This window comes from Hyphobacterium marinum (assembly GCF_036330325.1).
In the GTDB taxonomy this organism is placed as follows: Bacteria; Pseudomonadota; Alphaproteobacteria; order Caulobacterales; family Maricaulaceae; genus Hyphobacterium; species Hyphobacterium marinum.
The window spans coordinates 15,001-33,167 of sequence record NZ_JAZDRO010000001.1; the positions used below are offsets into that span (position 1 = coordinate 15,001).

The following is an 18,167-nucleotide window of genomic DNA, read 5'->3' on the forward strand; positions in this document are numbered from 1 at the left end:
AAGACCGGAACCCTAGCCTTGCCCTGTAGCGGCTGAAAGCAATCAGGGCTGCTGGGACCGTGTCCGCCAGGCAAAGACCAGCAGAAGTGGAGCGAGCCAGGGGACTATCCGTTCGAACGGATCGCCGGGCAGGCCCGCCAGCTGGGCCCATAGGCTGTCGCCGCCCACCTGGCCCCAGGCATAGAAGAAGACGGTGACCGAGAAGCCAGCCGTGATGGCCGCCAGAATGGCGGCAGGTTTCGGTTCTATGCCGGATACCCGAGCGAAAATTATCGGGCCGAAAGCTGCGCCCAGCGCCGACCAGGAAAACAGGACGCGGTCGAAAATCGTCGCCGGCAACGTTGCTGCGAGGATGACCGCCAGCACGCAGAGCGCACTCATCACGATGCGCGAGATCAGGACCTCCCGGCCCGGAAAGCGCCGAGCGACGCCCATGTCGTGCGCAACGGCGGCGGCGGTCGCGACCAGCAGCGAATCCACGGTCGACATGACGGCAGAGAGGACAGCCGCGATGATGATGCCGGCAAACACCGCCGGGAAAAGGTCGCTCGCGAGCTGGTAGAAGAGGGCTTCACCATCATAGCCGTCCCCGACCAGCGCCCGTCCCGAGAGCGCCATGACCGCCATGCCGACAAACACGATGACGCCCCAGCTCATGGCGATGGCAAATCCGCGGCGGCGGGCCGTGTCGTCCTTGACCGCCATCAGGCGGGCCATCAGGTGAGGCTGGCCGAGCGTTCCGAGACCGATGGAGGCTATCCCGACGGCAAACCCTAGAAACAGGAAAGTGCTGCGCCCGCCGGTCGGCGACAAGTATTCTTCCGGCGCGGTCGCCTGCAGGGTCTCGATCACGCCGGATGGACCACCGACTGCGACAAGGGCGGCCGCCGGAAGAAGTACCGCGATCAGCGCCATCAGCGCGCCTTGCAAAGTGTCCGTCACGCTGACCGCCCAGAAACCGCCGAGCAGCGAATAGATGAGGATGACACCGGCCCCGACGAGGATGCTCTCGACATGCCCCAGTCCGAACTGGCTCTCGAAGGCAATCGCGGCGGCACCGAACTGGGCGGCGATGTAGAAGATAAAGCAGAAGAGCACGAGCAGGGCGGCAAGGACCATGATCGCCCGGCGCGCCATCCCGCTTGCGTTCGCGGCGATGAAATCACCCATGGTGACATGGCCGCGCGCCTCGGTCTCGGCGCGCAGGCGCGGTCCGAAAACCAGCCAGACGACGACATAACCGGCCCAGATTCCCGGTACCATCCACAGGGCCGAGAGGCCCACCGCATAGACGAAGCCGGAAAAGCCCAAGAGCACCCATGCCGAGGAAGTCGAGGCGGCATAGCTCAGCCCCGCAACCCAGGGACCGAGTTGTCGGCCACCGAGGAAAAAGTCGCTTTCGGTCTTGTTGCGGCTTGATGCCCAGATCCCGACACCGATCAGGACAAGCTTGTAGACAATGAGCGTGACGAGCACAACGGCGGTCTCGGACATGGTGCGGCTTCCTCCCCCAAGAGCATGCGGCATGTTGATCCTGTCTAGGTCTGCCGCATTGATCTGTCGACCGGAATGGCGGATGTGAGAGGCCTTCGCCAGCCTCGACGGGAGCCGACATGGCCGGGATGGACATACGCCTTGAGCGCGACGGCGCGATTGCCACGCTGCTGCTCGACCGGCCAGACAAGCGCAATGCGCTGACCGAAGCGATGTGGACCGCCATGCCGAGCCTTTTGGACGAAGCCGCGCAGGACGACGCCGTGCGGGTGCTGATCGTCTCCGGCACGGGCGGGCATTTTGCGTCCGGGGCCGACATCACCGAGTTCGAGGCGGTCTATGCCACCCCGGAACGCGCGCAATCCTATTCCCGTGCCGTCGCCGGCGCGCTCGACGCGCTCGCCGACTTCCCGAAACCGGCGCTGGCCCGGATCGAAGGGGCCTGCGTCGGGGCCGGGTGCGGTATCGCGCTCGCTTGCGATCTGCGTTTCGCCGCGGACGGCGCGCGCTTCGGCGTGACCCCGGCCAAGCTCGGCCTTGTCTATACGCTGAACGACACGCGCCGCCTCGTCGAAGCGGTCGGCGTACCAGCGGCAAAGGACATACTCTTCTCGGCCCGGCTGCTGGAGGCTGCCGAGGCGCTGTCGGTCGGCCTGATCGACCGGCTGATGGCTCCCGGAGATCTCGGCCGGGCCGTCGCGGACTATGCAGCCCTTCTGGTCTCGCGCTCAGGTCACAGCGCAAAAGTCGCCAAGCGGATGATCGCCATGATCCAGAACGGCGTGACGGGCGAGACCGAGGAAACCCGCGCGCTCTTTCTCGACGCTTTCTCAGGCGATGATTTTGCCGAAGGCTACCGCGCGTTTCTGGACAAGCGCACACCGGATTTCTCGAAGGACAAGACATGACTGGTCCACAACCGCTGAAAGGTCTGAAAGTCCTCGAACTGGCCCGCGTGCTCGCCGGGCCCTTCGCCGGACAGACGCTCGCCGACCTCGGCGCGGACGTCATCAAGGTCGAGGCCCCGGAGGGCGATGACACGCGCCGCTGGGGGCCGCCCTGGTTCGAGCACGATGGCGAACGCACCGCCGCCTACTACTTCGCCTGCAACCGGGGAAAACGGTCGGTCACCGCCGACTTCCGGACCGAAGAGGGCCGCGAGCTCGTCAGGCGTCTGGCAGCGAAGTCGGACGTCGTCATCGAGAATTTCAAGACCGGCGGGCTGGACAAGTACGGGCTCGACCATGCCTCGCTGTCCGCGCTCAATCCGCGTCTCGTCTATTGCTCCATCACGGGCTTTGGACATTCCGGCCCCTACGCGCCTCGCCCGGGCTATGACTTTCTCATCCAGGGCATGGCGGGCGTGATGGACCTCACCGGAGAGGCCGACGGCGGGCCGCAGAAAGTCGGGCTGCCTATAGCCGATCTCGTCACCGCGCTTTATGCCGTCATTGCCATCCAGGCCGCGCTTGCCGAGCGGGAGAAGACCGGGCGCGGCGCGCATCTCGATCTCTCGCTCTACGACTGCATGACCGGGCTGCTGGTCAATCAGGCGATGAATTTCTTCGCCACCGGCGAGCCTCCTGTCCGGCTCGGGACCACCCATCCCAGCATTGTGCCCTATCAGGTCTTCGCTGCCGCCGACGGGTATCTCGTCATCGCGGTGGGCAATGACAGCCAGTACGCCCATCTTTGTGACGTGCTCGACCTTGCCGAAGGCCGGGACACGCGGTTCGCCACCAATGCGGGCCGGGTCGAACACCGCACCGAACTGACCGCGTTGATCGAAGCCAAAACGCGCCTGCGCAACAGGGACGACCTGCTCGCCGCCTGCGCAGCGGCCAATGTGCCTGCCGGGCCGATCAACTCGATTGCGGAGGTGTTTTCCGATCCTCAGATCACTGCGCGCGGCATGCAGATCGAACGGGATGGCGTCGCCGGTGTACGCACGCCGGTGACGATGGACGGACATCACGCCGCCAGCGAAAAACCGGCTCCGCGCCTCGGCGAACACACGGCGGAAATCCTCGCTGAGCTGGGCCTGAAACAGCCTTAAGCGCGCAGGCCCCTCTCCCGCTCCCTCCGCCCGATCTCCATGCGGATCAGCCGCTGGATACGGATGACCAACAGGATGATCCCGGCGAAGACGGTCACAAGCGAAAAGACCGAGAAGGTAATCAGGAGCGGATTGTTGAAATCAGACCGTTCCTCATAGTCCATGATGTGGAGCATCCAGAAAAAGTCGTAGAAGCGCCAGACATCATTGCGGCGGGCGACAACCTGGCCAGTCCCCTCGGCCACATAGATGCGGGTACCTTCGCCATCGGCAAAGCTGACGCGCCAGGTCGGCACCGGACGGCGAGACTCCCAGGTCGCCTCTTCGAAATATTCGACCGCTTCAATCTCCGGATCACCGGCATGGTCGGCGCGGGCGATGGCGATGGCCTGTTCGCGGTCGATCGGGGTGAGGACCGTGCGGTCGCGGGCATCGACGAGAATCGTTCCGCCGCCGCGCGAGGTGATCGACCAGACCGGACGTGCTTGCCAGCCCGTAAGACGCGCATCAGCCACGCCGCCAGCGGGATTGGCTGCATCTGCGGCTTCGGTGAGACTGATCAGGTTGGCCGGGTCGAGATCAACCGGAGCGGCCTCGGCGATATTGTGCTCTCCGCGCACCTGCTCGATGGGGATCGCGCTCATCACGAGACCGCCGGCAACCCAGGCGACGATCTGGATTCCAACAATCAGCGCAATCCATTTGTGGATGCGGATGGTCCAGCGCAGCAATGCGGTCATTCTTCGCCCTCCCCTGAAGCCCCTTGCCTGATACGAAAACTCCGCACGGGAGGCGAGTCCCGGGCGGAGTCCGCAGTCAAGGCAAATCCGACGCTTTAGTCGTGATCGCCGTGGTCGCCGTGATCATCGTCCTCGTCATGATGGTCATCGCCGTGGCCGTCGCCACCGCCATGCTCCATCTCGATGCCGCGCTCACACATTTCCAGACGGCGGCGATCCTCGTCGCTCATCGGCTCACCGGATTCCATGGCGTCGTTGCGGGCGTTCTGCAGCGCCTCGCACTCGTCCGCCGTGGGCGCACCGTGGCCGGAATCGCCATGATGGTCCGCCATCGCGGCAGAGCCGAGCAGCAGGGCGGCGGAAAACAGGCTGAGTGTAAGAGTCTTCATAAGTTGATCCCCCATTCAAGGCGTCCGGTCCGCGAACCCATCGCCGCTACCGGACGGTGACGGGACAGCCTAACAGGCTCGCGCGCGGGCACCAGCGGGAACTCCGCGTCTCGTAACGGGTTTTGTCAGCAATCCCCTATTCGAGCCAAGCAGCGGAGTCTTCAAGATCATGCAATCCTCTCCCTACTGGAAATTCGGCGCGATGATCGCGACCTCGATGATCGTGATGTTCGGCTTGATGTATCTGAATACCTATCGTCCCGAACACATCATGTTCAGCGAAACCCGCTTCTACATGACGTTCATCATGGGCGCGGCGATGGCGGTCGTCATGCTGTCCTTCATGCTCTCGATGTACAAGGACACGAAAATCAATATCGCGATCTACGCGGGCAGCGCCCTGGTTTTCGTTCTGGCGCTGTGGCTGGTGCGCAGTCAGGAGACCGTGCACGACAAGAGCTGGATGAGCGCGATGATCCCGCACCACTCAATCGCCATCCTCACATCGGAAAGGGCGAATATCTCCGACGTGCGGGTACGGGAGCTCGCTGACAGCATTATCGAGGCGCAGCGCCGCGAGATCGCCGAGATGAAATGGCTGCTCGACGACATTTCCGAAAACGGAGAGGCGCAAACCGAGGCCGAGGCTGCCGCCCGCCCTGTGCCGGAGTTCGAAGCGGGGGCCTATCCGGACCCGGCCTAGAACCAGACGCGCAGCCCGAAGACGAGCGCCGTTGACTCGACGTCCTCGCCCGCCGCGCGGGCATAGTCCGCCGTTTCTCCCAATGACCGCGTCCATTCGACTCCAATATAGGGTGCGAACTGCCGGACAATCTCGTAGCGCAGGCGCAACCCCGCCTCGATGCCGGTGAGGCCGGCTCCGGTTTCGAGGTCCGGCATGTCCTGGGCCGAGAACCCGACCTCCGCGCGCGGCTGCAGGATCAGCCTCTGGGTCAGGAGAAGGTCGTATTCGGCTTCGATGGCCGCCGTCAGCTCGCCCTCGTTCGACAGGAAGGCCGCAGCGTCGATCTCGAACCAGTAGGGCGCAAGACCCTGCAACCCGGCAACTGCATGTGTGCGGTTTCCGCCCGGCGCGAAATCGTGGCGCAGTCCGGCCTGCACGTCGAAATAGGACGTAATGGCGCGTGACCAGAGCAGCTGGATTTCGGCCTCGTGGAAGGCCCCCTCGTCCCGGTCGTACTCGGCTTCGGACTTGATCCAGAGCTTGTTCAGCCGCCCGCCATACCAGGCATCGACGTCCCACAGGAATTCATCCTCGCCGTCGGACGTGCGGTATTCGAACCGGTCTGTGCTGAACACGAACTGGCGCTGACCACCGGTCTCGTGGCGCAGGTTTTCGAGCGCTTCCCCGGTCGTCGACGCCGAACCGCCATGTCCGTCATGACTCTGGGCCAGCGCGGGCGTCGTCACCGCCGCCAGAAGGAGGAGAGACGTCAGGAGAGCGGCGCGCATCAGTGGTGCATCCCGTGATGGCCGGAATGGTCTGGCTCTTCAGGTTCATTGGCGCGCGGTTGAACGCGCACAACCTGAAACATGCCGGCATGCATATGATAGAGCAGGTGGCAGTGGAACGCCCAGTCGCCGACGTCCTCGGGCGTCACATCGAAGGACAGTTTTTCGCCCGGCTTGACGTTGATCGTGTGCTTGCGCGGCTTGTGGCTCGTCTCGCCGTTGACGACCTCGAAGAACATGCCGTGCAAATGGATAGGATGAACCATCATCGTGTCGTTGACGAAGGTGACCCGCAGGCGTTCGCCCTGGGTGAATTCGATCGGGGCGACCACCTCGCTGAAACGCCGCCCGTCGAAGGACCACATATAGCGTTCCATATTGCTGGTCAGGTGGATTTCGATCTCGCGGCCCGGCGGTCGCTGATCCGGATTGGGTTCAAGACTTCGCAGGTCCGTATAGGCGAGCGCGCGGTGCGCTACGTTTTCCAGACCCAGTCCCGGCTCGTGCAGCCGGTTGGTGGGCCGTTCGGCGACCCCCGCCACGCCTGGCCCCATCGGATGGTCGTGACGTTGCGGGCCGGTATCCGACGCTGGCATGTCATGCCCGCTGCCATGTCCCATGGCGGCATGGTCCGGAGCAGACCCGTGACCCATGGCCGCGTGATCCATGCCGTCATGGCCAGATGCCGGTGCGGGCCCATGTCCCATCGCGGCGTGATCCACGGTGTCGGCGGTGGACGTGTCATGGCCCATGGAGCCGTGATCCATTGCCATGTCGGTCATGGTCAGGGTCGGGCGTTCGCGCAGCGCCGGAACCGGCGCGGTCATGCCCATGCGCGGGGCGAGCGTGGCGCGGGCATAGCCGCTGCGGTCGATGGTCTCGGCCATCAGCGTGTAGGCGCGATCCTCGCGCGGTGTGACGACGACGTCATAGGTTTCCGCCACGCCGATCTGGAATTCGTCAATCTCGACCGGTTGCACATCCAGCCCGTCGGCCTGCACCACCGTCATCGGCAGTCCGGGAATGCGCAGGTTGAAAATCGTCATCGCCGAGGCGTTGATGATGCGCAGGCGCACCCGTTCGCCCGGCTCGAACAGACCCGTCCAGTTGTCGGCGGGTCCGTGACCGTTGATCAGATAGTCCAGCGTCGCGGCGGTGACGTCGGAAATGTCGGTCGGGCTCATCCGCATCCGGCCCCACATCGTCCGGTCGCGCCAGGCATTGGCAAAGCCGTTGCGGGAGGCATCGCGGAAGAAATCGCCGACGGTTCGTTGCTGGTAGTTATAGGTATGGCTGACCGTCATCAGCCGTTCGAAAACGGTGTGCGGACCTTCGAACGTGTAGTCGGAGAGCACGATCACATACTCGCGGTCATGGGTCACCGGATCGGTGCCGCGCGGTTCGATGATGATCGGGCCGTAATGCCCCATCTGCTCCTGCAGGCCCGAATGGGAATGGTACCAGTACGTCCCGGCCTGACGCAGCGGAAAACGGTAGGTGAAGGTCGCGCCCGGCGCGATGCCTGGGAAGGTGACGCCCGGTACCCCATCCATCTCGTTTGGCAACAGGATTCCGTGCCAATGGATCGAAGTATCGGTGTCGAGCCGGTTGTGGACCCTGAGCGTGACCTCGTCGCCTTCGCGCCACCGCAGCAGCGGAGCCGGGACCTGGCCGTTCACCGTAATCGCCGGGCCAGACCGGCCGTCGATGTTCACTTGCGACCGTCCAACCTCGAGATCAAAGACCGACCCGGAGAGCGGACGAATACCCGAGAGATTGGCCGCCGCGCCGGACTGCGCCCAAGCTGGCCGAAGGGAGGAAATGGCCAGCGTACCACCGAGCGCAGCCCCGGCTTTCAATAGGTGACGTCTGGAAAACATGTGTTCGGGTCCCGGCAGTTCTCAGGTCACAGATAGGACGGAGAGACGCGCAGGCAAAGCCCGGTTCACATGAAATTCGGCCTAGCGACGGCCTTGCGGGATTTCCCGGAGCGGCCGTGTACGGGCCGGACCGATCTCGCGCTCGCCGACCGTGTGTGACCAGTCGAGGAAAGCGCTGAAATCGTCGAGCGGCAGGGCCTTTGTCATCAGATAGCCTTGCGCCCAGTCGCAGCCGAGAAGCTTGAGCAGCGCCAGCGCCTCTTCGGTTTCGACCCCTTCGGCAGTGATCTGAAGCCCGAGATTGTGCGCGAGGTCGATAGTCGATTTTACCAGGGTCCGATCACGTTCCGACCCCGCGATATTGGTAATGAACATGCGGTCGAGCTTGAGCTCACTGCTTGGCAGGCGCTTGAGATAGGCGAGCGAAGAGAAACCCGAGCCATAATCATCGATCCCGATCTTGACGCCGGCATCCGCCCAGCGGTCGAAATTTTCCAGGGCGCGCTCGGCATCATGCATCATCGCAGTCTCGGTCACCTCGAAGACGATGCCGCCCGGAGCCCGTTCGACAATGTCGAGCGCCTTGCGGGCAAAGCCGATATCGGCGACCAGGGCACCGGAAATATTCACGGCCAGGTCGATGTCGTGTCCAGCCTTTTTCAGAGCGATGCGCGCTTCGACGACCTCATTGAGCGCCCATTCGGTGAAGGCGCGGATATGTCCGGTTTCCTCGGCCTGGGGGATGAAGGTGTCCGGCGGGATAAAGCCGCGTTCGGGATCAGTCCACCGGCACAGCGATTCCGCGGCCAGATACTGTCCCTTCCGCAAATTCAGCTTGGGTTGGTAGTGCAGCGCCATGTCGCCGTTTTCCATCGCAGCGAGCATGCGGCTCATTGTCGTGAGATTCTCGGACGGATCGCCGTAGGCGACCGCATCGAAGCCGGCGAGTGACGTGTGCGCGGCCCGGGCCTGCTGGATTGCTATGATCGCATTCTTCAGTCCCGTTTCCGGATCTTCATCGGACGCCATCCCGATCGTCATCGCAACGTCGATATCCAGATTGTCGAGCCTGATTGGCTGGGTGAAATAATTGCGGATCAGTTCGGCTTCATCGCGAAGGCGATGCTCGTCATCGCTCTCGACATAGAGCGCGAACAGGCCAGGCGAGACGAGGGCAACATCGTCATAATCACCCTCCTCGCTCAGCCGCCTGGCGATTGCAGCCTGAAGCTCCGCAAAATTCTTGAAGCCCAGAACCCCTTCCAGATGGGTATGGCGGTCCAGTTCGATGGCCACGACCGTCAGTACCGTATCGCTCGACTTTTCCTTTTCCCGCAACTGCCGGATCAATGCCGAGCGGGTCGGAAGTCCGGTTGCGGAATCCGTATACAATGCCTGCTCGAGGGCTCGTTGGCGTTCGCGGGCCACGCGGACACGCAGCCAGGCGACCAAGAGAAGAAGGACAAACAGGGCGGCAATACCGGCGGCCACAAACTGGCGCTGGCGCGCCTGTGTCCGGGCGAGTTGAAGTGCGTTTTCGAGCCCAGCGGCACGAAGCTCCTGGATCTGGATTTCCTGCTCGGCAAAGTCGAACTGAGCCCCGACAAGCGCAGCATTGGCGGACGCCGCGAACTCCCGACCCTCATCCTCCAGCCGCTTGAAAGCCTGCAGGTGGGCAAGCGCGCTTTCCCAATCCTCGAGTGCAATGAAAATCTCGACCGCTGTTCCGTGGAATTCAGTGAAATGCTGGTTGGTCTGGTCTAGCGGTACGCCCTCAAAGGTACGCTCCATGAAGTTGCGGGCCCGCACCTCCTCGCCGCGCCCGTGCGCGGCCTGGGCGCGAACGCCCCACATGAAGCGCGCCCATTCGGCACCCGACGGATCACCGGCCCTTGCAAAGGCCGCATCCAGCGACATGTCGGCGGCATTGTACTCGCCATGGGCGACCTGCAACGAAGCGATATTGTTCAGGATGCGCGCCTCAAGCATGGCGGCATTCATCTCCGCCGCGATGGCCAGGGCACGATTGTAATAGGTCAGCGCCTCGTCATACTGCCGGAGCTCGGTATAGGCATTCCCCAGATTGTTGAAGGCGGCGAGGTCCAGCGACGGATCCTGAAAGCGTTCCGTGGCATCGAGGAAATACTCCGCAGCGCGCTCGAACTGCCTGGCATCATTATAGATCGATCCGATGGACTGCAGGACGATGGACTCGCTGCGCGTCTCGCCGATCTCCTGGTATACGCCATAGGCCTGCTGATAGATTTCGAGTGCGTCGCCATGCCGGCCGAGCAGTTTTTCGGTGCGCCCAAGCGACAACAGGATGTCGGCATAGAGCTTGGTGGCTTCAGGGTCTTCGCCGAGTTGTTCCAGGGCCGTCCGCGCGACAGGTCCCGCCTCGGCAGGCCGGCCAAGCCGGGTCAGGGCTTCGGACTGGAGCCAGCTGGCGGTTGCCAGGGCTGTATTCCGGTCATGACCCTCCGGAAATTCCGCAGCGATCCCGGCGGCGCGCTCGGCGGCGGCAAGCGCGTCCGGCGGGCTCGCCATCATGTTGCTGCGGGCCTCGCTAACCGCCGTGTCGAAGGGTGACGGCAAAACGGTTGATGCCGTTTCCTGCGCGATTGCCTGGGATGGAATGGCGACGGACATACAGATCGCCACCAGCAGGAAAATGCCGGTCAGTGCGGTCGGCACGGGTATACGACAAGAAAGCGTCTTGCTCGTGTCAGACTGGTTCATCATCGCGGCATTCCCTTTGGAGTGACCCGGTCGTTGCCCTCTCCTTCAGCAGGCACACTATCCATCGGGAAGTTAAATTTTAGAGAAAAGCCGTGTGTTCTTCGCGGGTAAGCGCCCCGTCAAAAAAGTGGCCGCCGGTTCCAGGTGGGAACCAGCGGCCGTCAGTCTCAAACCCGCGGAACGGGTCTGGTGGGCAAGGCTAGAAGTCGAAGCCGAGGCGAACTCCGGTCGCTACACCGCCAACGTCCTGACCGGTGGCATCACCAGAGAGTTCGGCGCGGGTGAAGACGCTGATGTCTCCGGCTCCGCCCAGGACAGGCGTCACGTAGAGGAGCTCGGCGAAGAGCGGGCGTTCCCCGCCCAGGGCCCAGCTGTCCGTCTGGTCAGCCAGTTCGCCGGTTTCGCGGTCTATGACCCGAGCCGAGCTGTATTCCATTGTGCCGGCCTCGATATGCAGCGGCTGGATCAGGCTGACGCGGAGGGCGTCATGGTCGCCGAGCACGCCGTCACGGCGGGCGGTAACCTGGAAGGCGGTCGCAGTGATCCCATCGGGCAGGGACAGGATGCCACCGTCAAATCCGGTCGAACGCGTCCGGGCCAGGGTGGCCGATGTCGACAGCATCAGGGCGAAAGGCAGGGCCGCTTCCGTCCCGACAGTCAGGGCGTCGGTCTCGCTGCCACCATCGAAGGCGAGCGGGCCGGAGCCCTGGGCACCGAGCAGGCCTGCATCCTCGCGCAGGTAGGTGTAGCTGGCCTGGACCGAAACCCGGTCAGAAACCGTGTGGGTCACATTGGTCACCAGGGCGGCCGCCTCATAGGCCCCCATGCCGTCGAAGATCGGACGCTCCTCCCCGGTAAGGGGCATGACGAAGACGCGTTCCTCGTGATTACCGGAGAAACCGAACGAGAGACGGGTGTTTTCCGCCAGCTGGAAGCCGGTCATGGCATAGGCACCGCCCGAGGCGAAGCCGAGCACCGGATTGACGCCGCCGGTTTCCGGACGATGGTCGGAGAAGAGGCCGAAGCCGTCCTGGCCATTGAGCGCCAGCGCGCCTTCACCGGCCCCCAAGCGGACCTCGCGGCCCGAGCTGGTATCAGCGATAACGACGCCAGCCTGGAAGCCCAACTCGCCGCTGGTGCGGTGATCACGCGGATCAAGGCGGGAGGCCACGGCGCTGATCTGCAGATTGCCACGGATCGACATCGTCCGGCTGATTTCCGACGTATCGGAGAAGGCGAACCCGGCCCGGCCGAACAGGCGTTCGGTCAGATAGGTCGTGACACTCGCTTCCTCATTGGTCTGGTCGTCACCTTCAACCGTGACGTCGTCGAGTGAGACCTCAAAGTCGCGGAATGTGTCATTGATGGCCTCATAGAGGACGACCGTGTTCTCGCCGCGGGAATGGAAATTCAACTTGCCCGGCACCAGGCCCAGCAGACTCACCGACTGGCGCTCATTGCCATTGAGAGCAAACAGATTGTCGTCGTCGAGCGGTGACATGGCGGCATCGATATCGAGCAGACCCCGGCCATAGACGGCATCCGTTCCCGGCGCGCCAAGGTCGCGGGCCGAGAGCAGGAGCACATCGGCCACGTCGCGGGATTCCAGCCAGCCCCAGTGCCCCATGACCAAAGCGGCAGCACCACTGACAAGCGGGGCAGCGAAGGACGTTCCGGAAAGGCGGGTGATGCCGCCTTCGCCGTCAGACACGAGCAGCAATTCGCCTGGCGCGACCAGGAAGCGGTCCATCAGGCGGAAGCCTTCCCGGCACCGCCCGAAAACGGTCAGGCAGGCATTGCCGGGACGGTTGGAGAAATACGAGATTTCGCCACGCGGGTTTACGGAGCCGACCACGATCAGGTTCGAAACGTCGCCAACCCGGGTCCAATTGATATCTGTCGTCTGGGTCGAGCCATCATTGCCGGCGGCCACGACATAGAGCGTATCATAGCCGCGCAGGCTGATGCGCAGATCGCCCATCACATCGGCCCATTCCTGGGGCAGGGTCCAGCCCCGCACGCCCAGCGACATGTTGACGACCTCGGCCCCGTTCCAGACCAAACGCTGGACCCCATCGCGGACTTCCTGCCAGTTGGTGGACAGGGTCTCGTCGAACGGGTTGTAGGTCACCAGCGCCGCGCCCGGGGCCACGCCCATGACGCCTTCGCCATCAAGCGGTGCATTGATCAGGCTGGCCACGGCGGCACCGTGATTGAAATTGAAGTAGTTTTGCGAACCGTACGACCGGCGTACGTTCAGCGCTTCGTCAGACGAGAAAGCGAAGTCCAGAAGGCCGATCGTGACGCCGTGGCCACCGTCGACCGTTTGCGACAGGGCTGGTGACCAGTTCACCAGCGGCATCCAGTGATCGACATGGTCGATGCCGGTGTAGGACATCAGGCCGTCATAGAAGGCGAGGAAGAAGTAGGAGCGCTGGCTCGATGTCACATTGGCCAGGCTGTCCGGGTCCGAAAGGTCCATGCCATATCGGGCGAGGAGCTCGGCCATGAAGGCGTCGCGGAAATTGAGACCTGTCTTGGCCGTAAAGGCTTCGCCAAAGACCGCTTCGGCCTCCACGAACATGGCGTCGATCTGTTCCGCGAGCGTCGCGTACTGGGCCGCTGCATCTGCAGAATTGGGATCGATCTCCCGCCAGAATCCGACGATGTCGCCCCAGTACGGACCGATATCGCCCCAGAAGGGCTGGATGTCGCCCCAGAAGGGTTCGATATCACCGTAGAAGGGCTCGATGTCGCCGAAGAATTCCGGATCTCCCCAGAACGGGTCGATATCGCCATAGAAGGGATGGATATCCCCGTGGAAGGGCTCGATGTCACCCCAGAATGGTTCGATGTCTCCCCAGAAGGGCGAGATATCGCCGTAGAAGGGATTGATGTCCCCATGGAACGGATTGATATCGCCATGGAAGGGATTGATGTCCCCGTAGTACGGCAAGAGGAACTGTCCGCTGGTGTCGCGGTCTTCATCGTCATTCGCCAGGGCGAGCGGCGCGGCAAAGGTTGTCAACGCGATCAGGGCTGATCCAGCGACGGTGTTGCGCAGCAATTTTTTCATGGCGTCCCCCACGGGTTTTCTCAAATCTGGCCGGGACTTTGCCCTCCCCATTCACAAATCCGCGCTAAGAGACGCCGTTAACAAACGGTAAATCGGTGCGGTGGTTAGCGCCCGGTAAACGGGCTGGCATGTCCAGCCCTGGCTCGCGATTCCGGCCAAGAGCCGCACGGCGAGACGTCGCGCGGACCATCGATCGCCGCACATTTCCTCTAAATCCTGACGGGCTTTCTTAAACACACGGGACAAGCGCATCCGGTCTGCACCGTCTCCGGAACGCTGAGCCGGGCAAATGCGTTTGCGCCCGGGGAGATAGAGTCGGGAAAGGCCGGACCATGACCGCAAAGAAACCAGAGGCACCTACGCGCAAGCAGGAACCGGGAACGGTCACCCGGGAGGAATTACAGCAGGTCATGGCCGACCCGAGCTATTCGGCCGGCGAGCGGGAAAGCTGGCTGAAGGAAGTCCTGACCCGGCTGACCAGCGAACCGCGTCCCGGCCAGAGCCAGCGCCGCCTGATCCGTGAAGTCCGTGACATCATCCTGGACGTTCGCGACCGGGACCCAGACCGGAAAGGCTAGCGGCCTTCGAGCGACTCGCGCTGTTCTTCCAGTTCGAGCCAGCGGTCTTCCTTTTCCGCCTTTTCGGCTTCCAGGCGCGCATGTTCGCGGCCGAGCGTATCGACTTTGGCCGGATCCCGGGCGTAGAGGTCCGGGTCGGCCAGGTCCTCCGCCAGTTTCGCCAGCCGTTGCTCCAGCGCCTCGATCTCACCGGGCAAGGTTTTAAGCGCGTGCTTGTCCTTGAACGTCATGCGCGCGGCCTGAGCCGGTTTCTGCCTGGGCTGGACGGACTTGGGTTTATCCGGCGCAACGGGTGGGACAGCACCTGTCCGGGCGCGCACACCGGAACCGCGCTGCGCGACCATGTCGGAATACCCGCCCGCATAGACCTGCCAGACACCATCAGATTCCCAGACGATGGTGGCCGTCGCCGTGCGGTCGATGAAGTCGCGGTCGTGGCTGACAAGAATGGCCGTCCCGGCATAGTCACCGATCAACTCCTCGAGCAGATCGAGGGTTTCCAGGTCGAGATCATTGGTCGGCTCGTCGAGCACCAGCAGGTTGGACGGCAGAGCGAGGGCGCGGGCCAGCATCAGACGCGCCCGCTCGCCGCCTGAAAGGGCATGGACCGGCGTGCGCGCCTGTTCAGGCTGGAACAGGAAGTCCTTCATATAGGCCGCGACATGCTTGACCTGTCCGGCGACCTCGATGCGTTCGCCGCCGCCCGGCGCGATGGCTTCGGCCACCGTCCAGTCCGGTTTGAGCGCGGCGCGGCGCTGGTCGAGGCTGGCGATCTCCAGATTGGCCCCAAGCCGGATCTCGCCTGAGTCCGGCTTGAGCGCGCCGGTCAGGAGATTGACGAGTGTCGTTTTGCCCGCCCCGTTCGGGCCGACCAGCGCAATGCGGTCGCCACGCGCGATCTTGATCGACAGGTCGGTGACAATCGGGCGCTCGCCATAGGCCTTCGAAACCTTGCGCGCCTCGATCACCAGCTTTCCCGACCGCTCGGCCTCGCTGACGGCGAGCTGGGCTGCGCCCTGCGGCCCGCGCCAGGTCTTGAGCGCGCTCTTCATGTCCTGCAATTCACCGACCCGTCGGACATTGCGCTTGCGCCGGGCAGTCACGCCATAGCGCATCCAGTCCTCTTCGCGCGCGATCTGGCGGGCGAGCTTGTGGCGCTCGGCGGCCTCCTCCTCGAAAACGGTGTCACGCCAGGCCTCGAAATGGGCAAACCCCTTCTCGAGTCGGCGCGTCGTGCCGCGATCGATCCAGACCACGGCGCGGGTCAGGTTTTCCAGAAAGCGCCGGTCGTGACTGATCAGGACCAGCGCGCCGCGATGGGAAGCCAGCTCCTCTTCCAGCCACTCGATGGCGGGCAGATCGAGGTGGTTGGTCGGCTCATCCAGCAACAGGATGTCCGGCTGCGGTGCGAGCGTTCGCGCCAGCGCCGCGCGGCGCGCCTCCCCGCCTGACAGCGTTGCAGGCGCGGCGTCAGGATCGAGACCGAGTTGTTCAACGAGATAATCGGCGCGGTAGTCCTCGTCCCCCGGTGCCAGGCCGGCGCGGACATAGGCGATGACGCTGTCATATCCGGTGAGGTCGGGTTCCTGGGGCAGGTAGCGCACGGTCGCACCCGGGTGGATGAAACGCTCTCCGGTATCGGCCTCGATCAGGCCGGCTGCGATCTTCAGGAAGGAGGACTTGCCCGAACCATTGCGGCCGACAAGGCCGATACGCTCGCCCTCGCGCACGATCAGGTCCGCCCCGGTGAGGAGCGGCGTGGCACCGAAGGTCAGTTCGGTCCCGGTAAGGGTCAGGAGCGGGCGTGACATGGGGCGCTGCTATCGCGCGCCCGGCCCGCGCGGGCAAGAGGCGATTGCCGAAACCGGCTCAGGGAAGCGGGCCGGTCTGCCAGAGCCGGATTTTCAGCCCGCCATGCTCGACCGGGCGGCCCGGCGCGCCGAAAGGCAGGCGCGTCGCCTTCGCCAGTGCTGCGTCGGTCGTCACCACCCCCACACGCCAGCCGGAAAACCTTGTCAGCATGGCCTGCCCGAACGCGCCATAAAGGGCCTTGAGGCCCGCAATCTCGCCGACCCGTCCGCCATAGGGCGGATTGACGATTACAAGACCCGGCGGCCCTTCCGGACGCTGCAATGCGCTCACCGGTCCGGCCTCGAACCGGGTGAATGCCTCGACGCCCGCGCGCCTGGCATTGGCGCGGCTCATCGAGACCGCCGCCGGGTTGCGGTCCGAGCCAAGAAACAGAAAGCCGGGATCGGTGACCGGTTCAGCCTTGCGCATCTCGTCCCAGGCCGCCGGCTCAAAGGTCGCAAGATGTTCAAAGGCGAAGGCGCGCGCGCGTCCGGGCTTCAGTCCCGCGGCGATTTCGGCGGCTTCGATGACGAACGTGCCCGACCCGCACATCGGGTCCAGGACGGGCTCCACTCCGCCATAGCCGCATTCCTGCAGGAAGAGTGAAGCCATGGTCTCGCGCATCGGGGCCTTGGCGACCGCCTCCTTGAAGCCGCGCTTGTGCAACAGCTCGCCGGACGTATCGATGCTGATCGTACAAAGATTGTTCTCGATCCGCGCGCGCACGGTGACCGGCGCGTCCCCCTTCACTTCAACGCCGAGCTCCTCGGAAATGGCGCGTTCGATCCGCTGCGCGGCGGCGCGGGCATGATAGATTTTCGAACCCCGGCAGGTGACTTCGACGCTGACCGGGACGTCCTTGCGCAGCACGGCCTGCCAGTCGACCCGGCGGGAGAGCTTGTCGAGCTGGGCGAGATGGACGACGCGAAAGTCGGCAATCCGCGCGAGAACCCGGTTGGCACCCCGGATCTCCAGATTGGCACGCCAGATATCCGGCCAGCCGCCCTGGATCGTCACGCCGCCGGGCGTGACCGACGGGCTGACAAACCCCAGGGCCGCCGCTTCGGCGCACAAGGCGTCTTCAAGGCCCGGTGCCGTGGCGAGGAAGATGTCGAACAGGTCGGTATTGGTCATCGGCAATTGAATAGCGGACTTCGCTGCGGACGGCGATGCATCCAGCCTGTCAAAAGCCGCAGATGGCCGCGATCTGCTCGGGTGAGAAGACCAGCGTGATCGCGCCCAGGACCGCGATGTCGACCCCAGCGACGACGCGTAGCGATGCCTGGCGGCCCGCCCGTTCCAGGAGGCCAAAACCGAAGGCCGACGCGGTGACAGCGGGCAAGGTCCCCAGGCCAAAGCCCAGCATTACCATCGCGCCGCCCCCTGCCGTGCCGCTCAGCATCGCATAGAGCAGGACCGCATAGACCATGGCACACGGCAGCAGCCCCCAGATCAGACCAGCGGCGAACGTTCCGGCGAAGCGGCCACTTCTCGCAGGACGCAACACGCGCCGTGTCAGCGGCGCGAGGAAGCGGTCGAGGAAAGACAGGGGTGGCAACAGACCAGTCAGGGACAGGCCGATCCAGATCAGGATGGCGGCCGCGACCCAGCGGAACATCTGGTGCGCGAAGTCGAGATCAAACAGTGTGTAAAATCCCGTACCCGCCAGACCCAGCAACGCGCCCGCTGCGACATAGGCCGTCACCCGGCCCGCCTGCGCGGTCAGCAGTGTCGCCGCCCGCGAATGGGTCTGTTCGTCCGGCGACAGTGTCATCATCAGCGAAGCGGCAATGCCGCCGCACATGCCGGCACAGTGCAGGCTGCTCGCCAGACCAGCCAGCAGACCGCCGAGAAAGCTGATTTCAACCGGCATTGCCATGGCCCTGCAATG

At 64.0% G+C, this 18,167-nt stretch carries 14 protein-coding genes; 4 read left to right on the top strand and 10 right to left on the bottom strand.

Translation table 11 applies throughout. The features are described 5' to 3' along the window. Window positions 1–42: 42 nt before the first annotated feature. The gene (locus tag V0U35_RS00050) at window positions 43–1,494 is read right to left on the bottom strand and encodes a sodium/proline symporter (protein ID WP_330194561.1); all 1,452 of its coding nucleotides are present in this window, start codon (window positions 1,492–1,494) and stop codon (window positions 43–45) included. A 128-nt stretch (window positions 1,495–1,622) separates the two neighbouring features. Between V0U35_RS00050 and V0U35_RS00055 the strand changes: the two genes are divergently transcribed. Continuing rightward, on the top strand, window positions 1,623–2,402 hold the full coding sequence (locus V0U35_RS00055; RefSeq protein ID WP_330194563.1) for an enoyl-CoA hydratase/isomerase family protein: 780 nt from the start codon (window positions 1,623–1,625) through the stop codon (window positions 2,400–2,402). Then, window positions 2,399–3,550 carry a CaiB/BaiF CoA transferase family protein gene (locus tag V0U35_RS00060; RefSeq protein WP_330194564.1) on the top strand — a complete coding sequence of 384 codons (1,152 nt, stop codon included), beginning with the start codon at window positions 2,399–2,401 and terminating at the stop codon, window positions 3,548–3,550. The genes V0U35_RS00055 and V0U35_RS00060 overlap by 4 nt, the downstream gene beginning before the upstream one ends. Here the strand turns inward: V0U35_RS00060 and V0U35_RS00065 are convergent. Together V0U35_RS00065 and V0U35_RS00070 are read right to left on the bottom strand one after the other, a co-directional pair. Further along, a complete protein-coding gene (locus V0U35_RS00065; protein ID WP_330194565.1) occupies window positions 3,547–4,290 on the bottom strand; it encodes a PepSY domain-containing protein in 744 nt (247 codons plus the stop codon). The genes V0U35_RS00060 and V0U35_RS00065 overlap by 4 nt on opposite strands. Window positions 4,291–4,385: 95 nt before the next feature. Continuing rightward, complete coding sequence (locus V0U35_RS00070) at window positions 4,386–4,679, bottom strand: hypothetical protein (protein ID WP_330194566.1); 294 nt, start codon at window positions 4,677–4,679, stop codon at window positions 4,386–4,388. A 169-nt stretch (window positions 4,680–4,848) separates the two neighbouring features. Between V0U35_RS00070 and V0U35_RS00075 the strand changes: the two genes are divergently transcribed. After that, window positions 4,849–5,382, top strand: coding sequence for a DUF305 domain-containing protein (locus V0U35_RS00075; protein ID WP_330194567.1), 534 nt, complete (start codon window positions 4,849–4,851; stop codon window positions 5,380–5,382). On the opposite strand, the gene V0U35_RS00080 is transcribed toward V0U35_RS00075, so the two are convergent. From V0U35_RS00080 to V0U35_RS00095, 4 genes are all read right to left on the bottom strand, one after another. Beyond that, window positions 5,379–6,152: a copper resistance protein B gene (locus V0U35_RS00080; RefSeq protein WP_330194568.1), complete on the bottom strand. Its 774-nt coding sequence runs from the start codon at window positions 6,150–6,152 to the stop codon at window positions 5,379–5,381. The two genes, V0U35_RS00075 and V0U35_RS00080, sit on opposite strands and share 4 nt — an antisense overlap. After that, entirely contained in the window at window positions 6,152–8,032 is a 1,881-nt protein-coding gene (locus V0U35_RS00085) for a copper resistance system multicopper oxidase (protein WP_330194569.1), read from the bottom strand. Before V0U35_RS00085 ends, V0U35_RS00080 begins: the two co-directional genes overlap by 1 nt. An 81-nt stretch (window positions 8,033–8,113) precedes the next feature. Continuing rightward, window positions 8,114–10,774: an EAL domain-containing protein gene (locus tag V0U35_RS00090; RefSeq protein ID WP_330194570.1), complete on the bottom strand. Its 2,661-nt coding sequence runs from the start codon at window positions 10,772–10,774 to the stop codon at window positions 8,114–8,116. A gap of 196 nt (window positions 10,775–10,970) precedes the next feature. Beyond that, the gene (locus V0U35_RS00095) at window positions 10,971–13,847 is read right to left on the bottom strand and encodes a S8 family peptidase (protein WP_330194571.1); all 2,877 of its coding nucleotides are present in this window, start codon (window positions 13,845–13,847) and stop codon (window positions 10,971–10,973) included. Window positions 13,848–14,179: 332 nt separating this feature from the next. Between V0U35_RS00095 and V0U35_RS00100 the strand changes: the two genes are divergently transcribed. Continuing rightward, a complete protein-coding gene (locus V0U35_RS00100; RefSeq protein ID WP_330194572.1) occupies window positions 14,180–14,425 on the top strand; it encodes a hypothetical protein in 246 nt (81 codons plus the stop codon). Here V0U35_RS00100 and V0U35_RS00105 read toward each other — a convergent pair. From V0U35_RS00105 to V0U35_RS00115, 3 genes are read right to left on the bottom strand one after another with little or no spacing between them, the layout of a single operon-like run. Continuing rightward, window positions 14,422–16,236, bottom strand: coding sequence for an ABC-F family ATP-binding cassette domain-containing protein (locus V0U35_RS00105; protein ID WP_330194573.1), 1,815 nt, complete (start codon window positions 16,234–16,236; stop codon window positions 14,422–14,424). The two genes, V0U35_RS00100 and V0U35_RS00105, sit on opposite strands and share 4 nt — an antisense overlap. A gap of 58 nt (window positions 16,237–16,294) precedes the next feature. Further along, window positions 16,295–17,410 carry a THUMP domain-containing class I SAM-dependent RNA methyltransferase gene (locus V0U35_RS00110; protein ID WP_330194575.1) on the bottom strand — a complete coding sequence of 372 codons (1,116 nt, stop codon included), beginning with the start codon at window positions 17,408–17,410 and terminating at the stop codon, window positions 16,295–16,297. 49 nt (window positions 17,411–17,459) lie between these two features. Next, window positions 17,460–18,149, bottom strand: a complete 690-nt coding sequence (locus tag V0U35_RS00115; protein WP_330194576.1) for a sulfite exporter TauE/SafE family protein — start codon at window positions 18,147–18,149, stop codon at window positions 17,460–17,462. Window positions 18,150–18,167: the final 18 nt, after the last annotated feature.